The sequence below is a fragment of the Thauera sp. DNT-1 genome, from assembly GCF_055393985.1.
This window is the reverse complement of sequence record NZ_AP043752.1, coordinates 2,352,075-2,366,056: the sequence shown is the minus strand read 5'-3', so window position 1 is coordinate 2,366,056 and position 13,982 is coordinate 2,352,075. Positions and strand designations below refer to the sequence as shown.

At 69.5% G+C, this 13,982-nt stretch carries 9 protein-coding genes; 2 read left to right on the top strand and 7 right to left on the bottom strand.

From position 1 onward, the window contains the following. Positions 1-84: 84 nt before the first annotated feature. Positions 85-1,989 (bottom strand): GGDEF domain-containing response regulator, encoded by a 1,905-nt coding sequence (locus tag ACZ5PP_RS10880; RefSeq protein ID WP_464826001.1) that lies wholly within the window; start codon positions 1,987-1,989, stop codon positions 85-87. 69 nt (positions 1,990-2,058) lie between these two features. Here ACZ5PP_RS10880 and ACZ5PP_RS10875 point away from each other — a divergent pair, with 69 nt between their 5' ends. Both ACZ5PP_RS10875 and ACZ5PP_RS10870 read left to right on the top strand, forming a co-directional pair. Next, positions 2,059-4,074, top strand: coding sequence for a TonB-dependent receptor plug domain-containing protein (locus tag ACZ5PP_RS10875; protein WP_464826000.1), 2,016 nt, complete (start codon positions 2,059-2,061; stop codon positions 4,072-4,074). Beyond that, a complete protein-coding gene (locus ACZ5PP_RS10870; protein ID WP_004300241.1) occupies positions 4,071-4,586 on the top strand; it encodes a YfiR family protein in 516 nt (171 codons plus the stop codon). The genes ACZ5PP_RS10875 and ACZ5PP_RS10870 overlap by 4 nt, the downstream gene beginning before the upstream one ends. Here ACZ5PP_RS10870 and ACZ5PP_RS10865 read toward each other — a convergent pair. The 6 genes from ACZ5PP_RS10865 to ACZ5PP_RS10840 form a co-directional block, all read right to left on the bottom strand. Next, on the bottom strand, positions 4,579-6,690 hold the full coding sequence (locus ACZ5PP_RS10865) for a putative bifunctional diguanylate cyclase/phosphodiesterase (RefSeq protein WP_464825999.1): 2,112 nt from the start codon (positions 6,688-6,690) through the stop codon (positions 4,579-4,581). The genes ACZ5PP_RS10870 and ACZ5PP_RS10865 overlap by 8 nt on opposite strands. After that, complete coding sequence (locus tag ACZ5PP_RS10860; protein ID WP_012586175.1) at positions 6,687-9,452, bottom strand: response regulator; 2,766 nt, start codon at positions 9,450-9,452, stop codon at positions 6,687-6,689. The genes ACZ5PP_RS10865 and ACZ5PP_RS10860 overlap by 4 nt, the downstream gene beginning before the upstream one ends. Continuing rightward, positions 9,449-10,000: a YfiR family protein gene (locus tag ACZ5PP_RS10855; RefSeq protein WP_012586174.1), complete on the bottom strand. Its 552-nt coding sequence runs from the start codon at positions 9,998-10,000 to the stop codon at positions 9,449-9,451. Before ACZ5PP_RS10855 ends, ACZ5PP_RS10860 begins: the two co-directional genes overlap by 4 nt. Before the next feature lie 6 nt (positions 10,001-10,006). Further along, positions 10,007-11,983, bottom strand: a complete 1,977-nt coding sequence (locus tag ACZ5PP_RS10850; RefSeq protein ID WP_464825998.1) for a TonB-dependent receptor plug domain-containing protein — start codon at positions 11,981-11,983, stop codon at positions 10,007-10,009. 245 nt (positions 11,984-12,228) lie between these two features. Next, positions 12,229-13,062 carry a methylenetetrahydrofolate reductase [NAD(P)H] gene (metF, locus tag ACZ5PP_RS10845; RefSeq protein ID WP_004300233.1) on the bottom strand — a complete coding sequence of 278 codons (834 nt, stop codon included), beginning with the start codon at positions 13,060-13,062 and terminating at the stop codon, positions 12,229-12,231. Beyond that, entirely contained in the window at positions 13,059-13,916 is an 858-nt protein-coding gene (locus ACZ5PP_RS10840; protein WP_464825997.1) for a TlyA family RNA methyltransferase, read from the bottom strand. The genes metF and ACZ5PP_RS10840 overlap by 4 nt, the downstream gene beginning before the upstream one ends. Positions 13,917-13,982 lie beyond the last annotated feature (66 nt).

The following is a 13,982-nucleotide window of genomic DNA, read 5'->3' as shown; positions in this document are numbered from 1 at the left end:
TCGTAGGAGCGACGCAAGTCGCGATCCCGCGCTTCAGCGCTGCCGCGGCCGATTCGCGCCGCGCGCAGGCCGGTTCCCGACGCCTCACGGAAAGCACCGCATCTGCCCCTGCACCACCACGCAGCTGCGGTTGCGGCCGGCTTGCTTGGCGCGGTAGAGGGCGCGATCGGCGGCATTGACGAGCGCGTCGGTCTCGGTCATGCCGACCTCGCGGGTGGCCACGCCGATGCTCACCGAGATCTGTATTTCCGTTTCGCCGGCCTGGATGCGCAGGCGCTCGACCATGCGGCGCAGGCGCTCGGCGGCCTGGACCGCCGCCTTGAGGTCGGTGTTCGGGCAGATCACGAGGAATTCCTCGCCACCCATGCGGCACATGCTGTCGTCCTTGCGCGCCGAGTGCTGGATGGCCTGGGCGACGTCGCGCAGCACGGTGTCGCCCACCGCGTGGCCGTGGCTGTCGTTGATGCGCTTGAAGTGGTCGATGTCGAGCATCATCACCGACAGCGGCTGTTCGAAGCGGCTGGAGGCGGCCCAGGCCTTGGCGAGCGCGTTCATGCCCGAGCGGCGGTTGGGCAGGTTGGTGAGCAGGTCGGTCATCGCCGCGTGGGCGAGGCGGCGGTTGCTGATCGCCAGCTCGGCCGCGAACTGCTTGAGCTGGGCACGGTCGCGCTCCCACGCCTCGAGCAGCTGCACGTAGTGCCGGGCGGCGCGCAGACGCGCGCGCAGGGTGCGCACGTTGACCGGCTTCACCAGGAAATCGTCCACCCCGGCCTCGAAGGCCTCGCTCACCTCGTCCTCGTTTTCATGCCCGGTGAGCATGATCAGGTACATGGTCTGCCCCCACTCGGTCGCGCGCAGCGCACGCGCGAGGTCCAGCCCGTCCATGCCCGGCATCATCCAGTCGGTGACGACGATCTGCGGCTGGGTCTCGACCGCCAGCGCAAGCGCCTCGCGACCGTTGTTGGCGCACACCACCGCGTGGCCGAGCGCCCCGGACAGCACGCCCTCCATCATGCAGCGCGTGGTGGGGTCGTCGTCGACCAGCAGCACGCGCAGCGCCGCCGCGCCATCGCTCTTCTCGTCGCGCATCGCGTGCGCCGCCGACATGTGCGCGAACGAGGGCAGCGCCGAGGCCGGCACGCGCAGCAGCTCGCCCCAAGTGCGCCACTGCTGCACCAGGTCGTCCACCGTGGCGCCGAGCTGTTCGGCGTCGAGGCCGATCCTGCCCCCGAGCAGCAGCAATTCGGCGGTGCAGGCGTTGCGTTCGCTCTCGCCGGCGAGACCGAGGTCGGCGATGCGGCGCGCAAGGTAGAAGAGATGTACCAGCTGGTAGGGCCGCGAGCCGCGCGAGAAGCCGGAGCTTTCCGGGTCCTCGTGGTGGTAGATCGGCTCGATCAGCGCGCCGGGGATGCCCCACTCGCCGAGCAGCGCGGCGGTGAGCTCGTTGTGATCGGTCTGCAGGTGCTCCTGCTCGAGCGCCACCAGGCTGCGCGCGGCGCCTTCCTGGCCGTCGAGCAGGCGGCCGTACTCGACCGGATAGACGGTGGCGAGCGAGAGCCGGCCCACCTGGGCGAGCAGGCCGCAGGCGAAGAGCTCCTCGCTCGAGCCGACCCCCGTCATGTTGCTGAACCGCTGCATCGCCAGCCCCATCAGCAGCGAATGCGACCAGAAGCTTTGGTAGTCGAACTGTCCGCAGGGCCCGTTCTGGTACTGGTCCACCAGCGAGAAGCCGAGCGCGAGGTTGCGCACCGTGCCCATGCCCAGGCGCATGATCGCCTCGGTGACCGAGGCCACCGGCCGTCCGCCACCGTGCGCCGCCGAGTTGGCCTGGCGAATCAGGCGGCTCGCCAGCGCCGGGTCGGTCTGCGCGATGCGCGCCACTTCGGCGATCGTGGCGTCGTCCTTGCGGCACAGTTCGAGGATCGCCAGCGCGACTCCTTTCGGACTGGGGAGTTCGCCGTTCAGGGGAATGTGTTCGAGGGTTTTCATCGGGGGTACGGCCGGGCGCGGGACCAGCCTGATAAGATACCCGATTCGGGCGTCAGCCAATATGCAGGAATGGAGTGGGGAGCTGAAAAGGTCGTGGATCCTCGTCGGTTGAAGCTGGCCGTGCTGGGCCTCGGCGTGCTGCTCGCGTTCCCGTCCGAGGCTGGCGCCGCACAGGACGACCTGACCGCGCTGCCCTTCGAGGAGTTGCTGCTGCGCGATTTCGTGTCCGCGTCGCGGCTCGCACGCCAGGTGAGCGACTCGCCCGCGGCGGTGGCGATCGTCACCGCCGACGACATCCGCGCCTACGGCTACCGCACGCTCGCCGACGTCATCAACGGCATGCGCGGCCTGTACACCACCGACGAGCGCACCTACCACTACATGGGCGGGCGCAGCTTCGGCGACGTCGAGGACTACGCCGGCCGCGTGATGCTGCTGATCGACGGCTACGCGGTGCAGGACAACCTCTTCGACCAGGCCTACATCGACGAATCCGGCCTGATCGACCTGGAACTGGTCGATCGCGTCGAGTACGTGCCGGGAACCGGCTCGGTGACCTACGGCAACAACGCGCTGCTCGGCATCCTCAATGTCGTCACCCGGCGCGGGCGCGACTTCGACGGTGCGCGCGTGTCGGCGGAGATCTCCAGCCGCGGCGCCAGCCGCCAGCGCGCCACCTGGGGCAAGCATTTCAACAACGGCGCCGAGGTCCTGCTCTCGGCCTCGACGCTCGACGTCGATGGCCGCAACCTGTACTTCCCCGCCTACGACACGCCCGCGACCAACTTCGGCGTGGCCGAGGGGCTCGACGGCGAGCGTAACCAGCGCGTGTTCGGAAAGCTGTCGTGGTCGGGCTGGACCGTTCAGGCGGCGTGGGTGGAGCGCGAGAAGAGCGTACCCACGAACCCCTCCGCATACACCGCCTTCAACACCCCGTTCCCGACGCGCGACGAGAGCGCCTTCCTCGGGGTGCGCCACGAGACCGACCTCGGTCTGCAGCTGTATTCCTCGTCCAGTCTGATGTTAGGACGCTACGCCTACTGGAACCAGCGCGAATACGCCCTCGACGAGGGCGGCGAGTACGACGACGGCGAGAAGTACGGCGTGCGCGACTACCACGGCGCGTGGTGGCGCTTCGACCAGAAGTTCGTCGGGCGCTGGTTCGTCGACCACACGCTGGTGTTCGGCGCGGAGCTGCGCGACGACCACCGCCAGTCCTTCGACCGCCGCTTCCTCTCGCCCGCCGGCGAAGTCACGGATCGTGACGACGGCGAGCTTTCGCGCCGCACCTTCAGTCTCTACGTCGCCGACGACTACCGGCTGAACCAGCAGTGGACGCTCAACCTGGGCGTGCGTCACGACGACGCCGACGATCTCGACGGCAACCTCAGCCCGCGTGCCGCGTTGATCTGGCAGCAGGATCCGGCGACGACCTGGAAGGCTTCGTACAGCGAGGCCTTCAAGATGCCCAACGCCAACGACCGCTGGACGTCCGACGACACGGCCGTCCCCGAGTACGTCGCCGCCACCGAGCTCGTGCTGCAGCGCCAGCTCGCGCCGCACACGCGCTTCACCGGCTCCCTGTACCGCTACCGGCGCAGCGACCTGCCGATCGAGAACGCGGACGGGGACGAGGTTCCCGAGGGAAGCAGCCGCGCGCGCGGCGTCGAGACCGAGATCGAGCATGTCTGGGAGCGCGGGGCGCGTGCGCGCGCCAGCGTGGCCTGGCAGCGCTCGCGCGATGTGTACGGGCGCGACGCGGTCAACTCGCCCGACCTGCTCGGCAAGCTCGCCTTCACCTTCCTGCTGCCGGGCGAGGCGCTGCGTGCCGGCCTCGAGACGCAATATCTCGGCCCGCGCCTGACCCGCGAGCGGCGCATGCTGGGCGGGGTGACGCTTTCCAATCTGACCCTGTCCACCGAGCGCGACTGGCATGGCCTGTCGGCCTCGCTGAGCGTGCGCAACCTGTTCGATCGTGACTACGAGACCGTGTCGGGCTTCGACTGGCGGCCCGGTGACGTGGCACAGGACGGCCTGCGCATGGACGGGCGCAGCGTCTGGCTGCAGGTCGGGTACGCGCTATGAGCGCACGCAACCTGTTTTTCGGGCTCGCGCTGGCGACTTCGCAGGGCGTGCTCGCACAGGCGTTGCCCGAGTTCGACCTCAAGGCCACCTACGCCTACAACTTCGCCGTGCTCACGCAGTGGCCGCCGGCGACGCGCGCGAGCTTCAACTTCTGCGTCTATGGGGACGACGGCGTGGCCGAGGCGATGCGCCGGCTGCAGGGCAAGTCCGTGCATGGGCGCAGCGTGGCGGTGGCGCGGCTTGGTGCGCTGACCGCGATCCGTGACTGCGACCTGCTTTACGTCGGCAGGGACGAGGCGCCCAGCCTGCCACACATCGCAGCCTTGCTCGGCGATGCGCCGGTGCTGACCGTGACCGACGCAACGCAGCCGCAACCGGTCGCGGTGGTGATCGTGCCCGAGGGTCGGCGCCTGGCCTTCGAGATCGATGTCGAGCGCAGCCGCCGTGCCGGGCTCAAGCCCAGCGCGGCGCTGCTCGGGCTCGCGCGCAACCTGCGCCAGCCGCTCAACTGAAGTCGATGCGGAACTGGGTGCCGCGCGCCGGCGGCCACCTGCGCGAGGCCAGCGCTTCGAGCTCCGCGGCCGGCACCGCGCGGCTGAACAGGTAGCCCTGCAGGCTGTCGGCCTCGAGCTCGCCGAGCAGCTCGGCCTGCGCCGCGGTCTCGACGCCCTCGGCCGTGATGCGGAAGCCCAGGTGACGTGCGAGCGCGACGATCGCGCGCACGATCGCGTGGTTGTCGACGTCGTCGGGCAGGCCGCTGACGAAGCTGCGGTCGATCTTCAGCTTGTCCAGCGGCAGGCGCTTGAGGCAGCTCAGTGACGAGTACCCGGTGCCGAAGTCGTCGAGTGCGATGCCGATCCCAAGCGTGCGCAGTGCGGCCAGCGTGGCATGGGTGTCGGCATCGTCGGCCATCAGCGCACTCTCGGTGATCTCGAGCTCCAGCCGTTCGGCGGGCAGGTCACTGTCGGCGAGGGCCTCGCGGATCCTGTCGAGCAGCCCGCTGGCGCGGAACTGCACCGGCGACAGATTGACCGCGACGCGCAGGTCGAGCCCGCGGCGCTGCCATTGTGCTGCGTCATGGCAGGCGCGACGCAGCACCCAGGAGCCGATGGCGTCGATCAGGCCGCATTCCTCGGCGAAGGGGATGAACTCGAGCGGCGGCACCAGCCTGCCGTCGGGCGTCTGCCAGCGCACCAGGGCCTCGACGGTGGCGATACTGCCGTCGCGCACCTCCACCTGCGGCTGGTACATCAGCACGAGCTCGTCGTGGGCGAGCGCGCGGCGAAGCCCGGCCTCGAGTTCCACGCGATGCACCGCCTCCGCGGTCAGCGCAGGGTTGTAGTAGCGGCAGCCGTTGCGTCCGTTGGCCTTGGCGTCGTACATCGCGATGTCGGCGTGCTTGATCAGCGTGGCGGCGTCCTCGCCGTCGTCCGGGAAGACGGCGATGCCGACGCTGGTGGTGACGCAGAGCTCCTGGCCCTCGATCGCGAATGGAGCGCATATGCTGGCGCGGATGCGCTCGGCGATCGCCAGCGCGTCGTCCGGTCGGGAGATCGTCGGCAGCAGCACGGTGAATTCGTCGCCGCCGAGGCGAGCGAATTCGGCCGTGCCCATGCGATCAGTGTCGTGCGCCACGATGTCGCCCGGGCGGGTGATCGCACGCAGGCGCTCGGCGGCCTGCTGCAGCAGGGCGTCCCCTGCAGCGTGGCCGAGGGTGTCGTTGATGCTCTTGAAACGGTCCAGATCAAGGAAGAGCACGGCCAGGCGCCACTTGTTCTGAAGGGCGCGGCGGATCTCGCGCTCGAGCCGCTCCAGGAAGCTGCGCCGGTTCGCCAGCCCGGTCAGGCTGTCGAAATAGGCGAGGTGGTGGATGCGGGTCTCATACTCCTTGCGCTCGGTGATGTCGCGCAGCAGGCAGAGGGCCTCGCCGTCGTCGATTGCGCTCACCCGTGCTTCCTGGTGGCAGGGGCGTCCGGTCCGACACGCGAGAGGAAAATCCACCGTGCTCGGCTGCCGGCTGCGGCGGGCCTCGTCGAGCGCTTGCGCGAGCAGCGTCGCCACCTCGTGCGGATAGGCTTCGGCCAGGGTCTGGCCGACCGCCGGCATGCAGCAGCTGGGCACGCCGGTCGGGGCTGCGCGCAGCTCGACGATGCGGTCGGCCGCGTCGAGGCGCAGCAGGGTGTCGGGGAAGGCGTCGAGCATGGCCGCGTTGCGCGCGTTGGCCATGCGCAGCGCGGTGGCGGCGCGGGTGGCGCGCAGCACGTAGCGGACGCGGTGGCCAAGAAGCGGCCAGCTGATCGGCTTGGCGACGAAGTCGGTCGCGCCGGCCTCGAAGGCGGCCTCGATCGATGCGGTGTCGTCCATGCCGGTGACCATCAGGATCGGCAGCGCGTCGCCACAGCGGCGGCGCAGCTCGCGGCAGACCGCGTAGCCGTCCAGGCGCGGCATTTCCACGTCGAGCAGCACCATGTCGAAGGTGGCGTGCGCGAAGGCCTGCAAGGCCTCCTCGCCATCCTCGGCGACGGCGACCTCGAAGCCGCTCTTGCCGAGCGCGGCTTGCATCAGCAGGCGTGCGGTCGGATCGTCGTCGGCGACCAGGATGCGAGTCGAGCTCATCGACCGAACTCCTCGATCAGGGCATGGATGGCGTCGAGCGTGCGCGCATGCTCGGTGCGCAGCGCGGCGAGGCCGGCGCGCGCGTCGTCGATCCGGCCGTCCTTGCCGAGGCTCTCGAAGTCCTTGAGGAGGGCCGCGAGGCGTCTGGCGCCGACGTTCCCCGCGCTCGACTTGAGGCTGTGCGCGGCGCGACGCAGTCCCGCGGCGTCGCCGGCGGCGGTGGCGCGCTCGATCTCGGCGAAGGGGGGGGCGCTGCTCTCGGCATAGACGCGGAGGATGCGCGCGGCGAGTGCCATGCCGCCGTCGGGGTCGAGCTCGCGGAACTGCTCGATGAAGGTCCGATCGATCGCCGCCTCTGTCACCTCGGTCGCCTCGGCTTCGGTCGCGGCGTCGCAAGGCGTCGCCGGCGCGCTCGCGGGCGTTGCCGCCATCCAGCGCTGCAGGGTGGATTGGAGCTGCTCGAGCGCGTAGGGCTTGGCGAGAAAATCGTCCATGCCGGCCGCCAGGCAGCGTTCGCGGTTGCCTTCCATGACGTTGGCGGTGAGCGCGACGATCGGTACGCGCGGTGCGTGCTCCGATGCGCGGATTGCCGCGCTCGCCTCGTAGCCGTCCAGCACCGGCATGTGGCAGTCCATCAGGATCAGGTCGAAGGCTTCGGTCGCAGCCAGCTTCACTGCCTCTTCGCCGTCGTTGGCGACACGAACCGCGATGCCGAGCTTGGCGAGCATTGCGAGGCCGACCTGCTGGTTCACCGGGTTGTCCTCGGCCAGCAGCACGCGCCCGCCGCGCGTCGGTCGCCACTCGTCCGCAACTGCGGTGGCCGCTGGCACTGCGTCCACAGCGCGCAATGCGCTGCATAGAACCTCGAACAGCTCGGCCTGGCGGATCGGCTTGTGCACGCAGCGCAGGATGCCGGCGCGTTCGCGCTCGCGCACGCTGGCGCTGGAGTAGCTCGATGTCAGCACCACCAGGCGCACGCCGGCGAGCGCCGGGTTGGCGCGGATCGCGGTGGCCAGCTGCAAGCCGTCCATGTGCGGCATGTGCATGTCGAGTACGGCGAGCTCGAAACCCTCGCCGGCCGTGGCGGCGCGTGCGAGCCGATCCAGCGCGCCCGCGCCGTCGGCAGAGCATTCCACCTGCATGCCCCAGCCGTGGAGCTGGCGCAGCAGGATCTCGCGGTTGGTGGCATTGTCATCCACGACGAGGGCGTGCACACGCTCGAGCGCGACGTCGCAGCGCAGGGCTTCGGCGGTGCTTTGCCCCGCCGGCAGGCACAGGTCGATATGGAAGCAGGCGCCCGCTCCGGGCCGGCTGTCGACACCGATCTCGCCGCCCATCAGGCCCACCAGGCGGCGGCAGATCGCCAGGCCGAGGCCGGTGCCGCCAAACTGGCGGGTGGTGGAGCCGTCGAGCTGGGAGAACTGCTCGAAGATCTTCTGCTGCGCATGGGGCGGGATGCCGATCCCGGTGTCCTCGACGCTGATGCGCAGGCGATAGCCGTCAGTGCCCTCGCCGAGCAGACGGGCACGCACCACGACCTCGCCACGCTCGGTGAACTTGATCGCATTGTTGGCCAGGTTGCCGACGATCTGGCGCAGGCGGAAGGGGTCGCCGCGCACGCAGCGCCGCACCTCGGGGGGCAGGTCGGCGATCAGCTCCAGGCGCTTCTTCTCGGCTGGCTGGGCGAACATCGCCAGCGTGTCCTCGAGCAGGTCGCCGAGCTCGAACTCCACCGCTTCGAGCTCGAGGTGGCCGGATTCGATCTTCGAGAAGTCGAGGATGTCGTTGATGATGCCCAGCAGGTGGCGACCGGAGTTCTCGACCGCCTCGGCGAAGTGGCGTTGCTCGTGGTTGAGGCCGCTGTCGAGGAGCAGCTCGGTCATGCCGAGCACCCCGTTCATCGGCGTGCGGATCTCGTGGCTCATGGTCGCGAGGAAGTCGCTCTTGGCCTGGCTGGCAGCCTCTGCGGCCTCCTTGGCGCGCAGGAGCTCCTCGGTGCGTGTGGCGACCTCGTCCTCGAGGTGGTCGCGATGGCTTGCCAGGCGTGCATCGCGCTCGGCGATCTGGCCGAGCATGCGGTTGAAGCCACTGGCGAGGGAATCGAGCTCGATGATACGGCTGGGTTCGGCGCGCGCGCTGTAGTCCTCGGTGTGGGCGACGCGCTCCATCAGCGCAGACAGGGTCGACAGTGGCTGCAACACCGCGCGGTTGAGCCGGCGCAGCGTGTGGGTGGCGAGCAGCAGCGCGATCGCCGCGGCGAGCACCGTAATCGAGCCGTGGGCGAGCACCTGGAGGTAGAGCGGACGCAGATCGAGGTCGAGGTCGAGCACCCCGACCACGTTCCCGCCCTCGACGATCGGCTGGGTCAGGTGCAGTGTCTCGAAGCTGAAGTGCGCGTGCTCGGCCGAAAAGTCCACCGTCTCCCGGCCTTGTTCGATGAACTTGCCGTAACGCGCAAAAGGGGCTCCGGATACATCGAAGATCGCTGCGCCGCGTACGTCCGGCAGGCGCTCCAGGGTCGCGAGCACGCGCGTGGCGGCGTCGTGGTCGAGGAACATCAGGCCGGCGGCGGCATTGTCGGCAAGCACCCGCGCCATCACCCGAGTATTGCTCTCGAGCGCGAGCGTGCTGATCAAGAAGCTACCGAGGGTGATCGCCACCGCGAGCATCGCCACCGCGGCGCCGAGCGCGCGCTGGCTTACGCGGCGCAGCTTTTCGCCGAGGGTGATGCGGTTGTCGTCTTCGTCGTGGGACATCTTCATCGCTTGATTTCGGTGGCCAGATTGAGGAGCTTCGAGCTGAGCCCGAGCCCCTGGCGGCGGGCCGCCGCGAGGTTGACAGAAAAGCGGATCTGACCTGCGCTGCTGTCCATGTTCAACACCACGCCGCTCGCCAGGGCGCCCGGGCTGTCGGCCACGGTGAGGACGGGCTGGCCGTCCACGCCGTCGAGCACCCGGCCCAGGTTGCCGATCATCTGTCGGGGGACGAACACGAGCTGGCAGTCCACGAGGGCGTCGACGCTGCCCACACGCCGTACGCGCACGCTGCGTTCGCCCACCTTGCGGTCCATGAGCGCGTCGAGATGCGAGCCGAACGGGTCGCCACCATAGACGCAGATCGACAGGGTTTCACCTCCACCCTCCGGCCAGAAGGTGAAGGCGGCGAAGTTGAACAGGAAGGATGCCTTGACCCTGTACTCTTCGGCGGTGATGTCGCCCGCATGTGCGAGGTTCGCCACGCCAGCCAGCAGCGCCCCGAGGATGAACGCTCGCAGCCGGCGTCGTGGCGGGCGGATGGAAAGTGAGAGCATGCTGGGTCAGAAGCGGTAGTCGAACTTGACCCGCAGGCTGCGGCCGTCCTGGGCGATGCGGTCCATGGTGTGGATGGGCGCGCCGCCACTCGGATGGGCGTAGTCTTCGTCGAACAGGTTCATCACACTCAGTGACACCTCGGCGCCCTGGATCCAGCGCTCGGCCACCAGGTGCAGGTTCGAACGCCAGTACGCGTCGACCGTGTTGCCCGCCGGGCTGCGGCGCTTGCTGTCGTAGGCGAACTCCACGCCCATGCGCAGTGGCAGATTTGCCAGCGGAGTGGAGAAGTTCATCCGGCCGAGCATGCGCGGCGAGTTCTCCACGCGCTCGCCCGCCGCGCCGGTGGCGTGCTGGAAGGACAGGTTGCCGCGCAGGCGGGCGCCGTTGCGCCAGGTGTGGTCGGCGGAGAGCTCCAGGCCACGGCTCTCGACGCTGCCGACGGCCTGATATTGGCCGACGCTATCGGCGTCGGCGACAAGATTGATCAGGTCGTCGATCTTCCAGCGGTAGAGGGAGGCGCGCAGGTGCAGGTTGGCCGAGGCGATATGGTCGAGCACCAGCTCGGTGGTTTCGACCACTTCGCCACCCAGGCTCGGGTTGGCGCGTTGGCCGGCCCCGATCGTGCCATCCTCGATGAGGTAGGCATCGTCGTAGTACATCTGGTAGGCGTTGGGCGCGCGGTGGGCACGACCGTACAGCAGCTTGAGCGTGTTGTGCTTGCCGGCATTCCAGATCAGGCCAGCGCGCGGGCTGAACTCGGTGCCGGTGAGGTCATTGTGGTCGGCGCGCAGGCCGAGCGTGCTGGCGAAAGCGTCGGTGATCTGCCATTCGTCCTGCACGAAGAGTCCCGCGCGGTAACCGTCACGGCGGTCGCGCAGGAGGTAGCCGATGTCCGGATGGACGATGTTCTGGTCGATGCGCTGGTATTCCGTACCCAACAGGAGCGTATGGCCGGCCACGGCGGTCGACACGAGCTGCAGCTCGGCACCGTGCCAGGCGGCGGAGGCGGGGTACTCGTAGCCCTCGCCGTCATACATCAGGGTGCTCTCGTAGCGGTAGTCGCCGGCGAAGGCGCGCGCCGACAGCGACAAGGTGTCGGTGAGCGTGGCACCGTAGCCGAGGTGGGCGACGGTGTAGCGGTCGCCCTGGAAGGTGCCCGAGGCGAAGGCGTCGGTGCCGAACACGCCGGTGGGGTCGTCCTTGCGGCGGTCGCCGTGCGCGAGCCCGAAGGACCACGGGCCGCGGCTCGCGCTGAGGTTGAACTCCTGGTCGCGCTCGCCGTCCTGGCCGCGCACCGTAGCGCTGTCGCCATTGCCGAAGTCCATCCACAGGTCGTCGCCGTCGCTGCGCAGGACGGTGGCCGAGACCAGCAGCTCGAGCTCGTTGTCGAGGCGCTTGCCCCAGCTCGCCCGCGCCTTGCGCGTCGCCTGCGGCCACTGCCACGAAGCCGAGAACTCTCCTCCGTCGAGTGCCGCACCCTTGCGGGTGATCACATTGACGACGCCGAACATGGCGTTCTGGCCATAGATCGCGCCGCCCGGGCCGGGGATGAATTCGATGCGCTCGACCAGGTCCATGTCGAGCGGCAGCATGCGACCGAAAGGGGCGCCGTCGTACATCGGCTCGTTGACGCGCACGCCGTCGATGGTGACCAGCACGCGCGTCATGTAGTCGCCGGCGAGACCGAAGCCGCGCACGCCGACGTAGGAATACTGGCGGTCGTAGGTGGTATGCACGCCGGGGAGGGTGGCGAGCGCCTCGTCGAGCGTGCGCCAGCCGAAGCTGCGGATCTCGTCGCGGGTGATCGCGGTGACGGCGGCGGCAACCCGGTCCTTCGTCTGCTCGTATTTTGAGGCGCCGACCACCGCTACCCGCTCGTACTCTGCCGCGCTCTCCACCGGAAGCGCAATCAACTGCTCCAGGCTCAGATCAGGGGGCGTGTCGGCCGCCGCGGCGAAGGGCAGCGCGAGGGCGCCGGTCAACAGCAGCCGGGCCAGTTGGCGCCGGGCAGATATGCAGAGGTCCGCGCCAGCCACGCACCGATCAATGCCTTGGGCAGGACCGGAGGAGAAAGGCGCGAAATACATGGTGGCGGATCCTGGCCGCCAGCACGAGGCGTGGGGCGGAAGAAGATGTGCTGATCGGAGGACTATACGGCATACGCCACAGGGGCTTGAGCCGCATACGTCACACCCACCTTACGATCCCGTCCAGGATTGCCGGGAGATCAGGCAGTCAGCCCCAGCCGCCGGCAGATCTCGGTGGTCGGGCCGGCCATGTTCATGCTGTAGAAATGCAGGCCGGGCGCGCCCGCGGCGAGCAGCTTCTCGCACAGCCGGGTGACCACGTCGAGGCCGAAGGCGCGGATCGCGTCGCTGTCGTCGCCGTAGCTCTCGAAGGTCTTGCGCATCCAGCGCGGGATCTCGGCGCCGCAGGCATCCGAGAAGCGCGCCAGCTTGCTGAAGCTGCCGATCGGCATGATGCCGGGCACGATCGGCACGTCGACGCCCATCCTGCGCACCGCGTCGACGAAGTTCAGGTAGGCGTCGAGGTTGTAGAAATACTGCGTGATCGCCGAGTCGGCGCCGGCCTCGACCTTGCGCTTGAAGGCGGCGAGGTCGTCCTTCGGGCTCTTCGCCTGCGGGTGCCACTCGGGGTAGGCTGCGACCTCGATGCGGAAGCGGTCGCCCGTCTCGCTGCGGATGAACTCGACGAGCTCGCTGGCGTAGCGGAACTCGCCCGCCGCGCCGGCGCCCGAGGGCAGATCGCCGCGCAGCGCGACGATGCGGCGGATGCCGGCGGCGGCGTATTCCTGCAGGATCTCGCGGATGCTGTCGCGCGACGAGCCCACGCAGGACAGGTGTGGCGCGGCCTCGTGGCCGGCAGCGGCGATCTCCTTCACGGTCGCGAAGGTGCGCTCGCGGGTGGAGCCGCCGGCGCCGTAGGTCACCGAGAAGAAGGCCGGCTCGAGCGCGGCGAGCTTCTCCCGGGTGGCATGCAGCTTCTCGGCGCCCTCGGCCGTGGTGGGCGGGAAGAACTCGATGGAGATTTCGGGTTTCATGGTTCGCTTCGGTGGGTGTCGCCGCCCGACCTGCGGATGGCGTGGAAGAAGAATTCGCGGTTGCCGTCGCCGCCGGTGATCGGCGAGTCGAACCAGTCGAGGATGACGAGGCCGGCGGCGTCCGCTGCGGCGCGCAGGCGGGCCTCGACCTCGGTGTAGCGCGCGGGGTCGCGCACGATGCCGCCCTTGCCCAGGCCTTGCGGGCCGACCTCGAACTGCGGCTTGACCAGCGCCAGCACGTGGCCGGCGGGTGCGAGCAGCGCGGCCCACTGCGGCAGCAGCAGGGCGAGCGAGATGAAGCTGGCGTCGCACACCAGCAGGTCGAAGCCGTGCGGCGGGTAGTGTCCGCCGAGCGCGGCGGCGTCGAGCTGGCGGGCGTTGACGCCCTCCAGGGTGACGCAGCGCCCATCGGCGCGCAGGCGCGGATGGAGCTGGTCGTGGCCGACCTCCACCCCGACCACCCTCGCTGCGCCGGCCTGCAACAGGCAGTCGGTGAAGCCGCCGGTGGATTGGCCGATGTCGAGGCAGGTGGCGCCGCGTACGTCCAGCCCGCTGCGCGCGAGCGCGCCTTCGAGCTTGAGCGCGCCGCGCGAGACGAAGCGGTCGCTGTCGGCGGGGGTGACGGCGAGCCGTGCGTCGGGCGGCAATTCCAGCGCCGGCTTGGCGACCGGCTGGCCCTCGTGGCTCACCCGCCCGGCCTCGATCAGCGCGCGCGCCGCGGTGCGCGAGGCCGCCAGCCCCTGCGCCACCAGCAGCTGGTCGACGCGCAGCAGGCCGTGGCGGTCCGCCGGGCCCTTGCCCTGCGCGGCCGGCCGCGGCTTGCCCTGGCGGGCGTGGAAGGAGTTCATGCTCATGGGCGTGAGGAGTCAGGGGGTGAGGCGTGAAGAGCCTTTGTACAGGAGCGCCGGAAGGCGCTCCTG

What these genes read in the sequence shown, in the direction of transcription:
- ACZ5PP_RS10880 (WP_464826001.1), bottom strand. Translation starts at nt 1,989, where the DNA reads ATGAAAACCCTCGAACACATTCCCCTGAACGGCGAACTCCCCAGTCCG.
- ACZ5PP_RS10875 (WP_464826000.1), top strand. Translation starts at nt 2,059, where the DNA reads ATGGAGTGGGGAGCTGAAAAGGTCGTGGATCCTCGTCGGTTGAAGCTG.
- ACZ5PP_RS10870 (WP_004300241.1), top strand. Translation starts at nt 4,071, where the DNA reads ATGAGCGCACGCAACCTGTTTTTCGGGCTCGCGCTGGCGACTTCGCAG.
- ACZ5PP_RS10865 (WP_464825999.1), bottom strand. Translation starts at nt 6,690, where the DNA reads ATGAGCTCGACTCGCATCCTGGTCGCCGACGACGATCCGACCGCACGC.
- ACZ5PP_RS10860 (WP_012586175.1), bottom strand. Translation starts at nt 9,452, where the DNA reads ATGAAGATGTCCCACGACGAAGACGACAACCGCATCACCCTCGGCGAA.
- ACZ5PP_RS10855 (WP_012586174.1), bottom strand. Translation starts at nt 10,000, where the DNA reads ATGCTCTCACTTTCCATCCGCCCGCCACGACGCCGGCTGCGAGCGTTC.
- metF (WP_004300233.1), bottom strand. Translation starts at nt 13,062, where the DNA reads ATGAAACCCGAAATCTCCATCGAGTTCTTCCCGCCCACCACGGCCGAG.
- ACZ5PP_RS10840 (WP_464825997.1), bottom strand. Translation starts at nt 13,916, where the DNA reads ATGAGCATGAACTCCTTCCACGCCCGCCAGGGCAAGCCGCGGCCGGCC.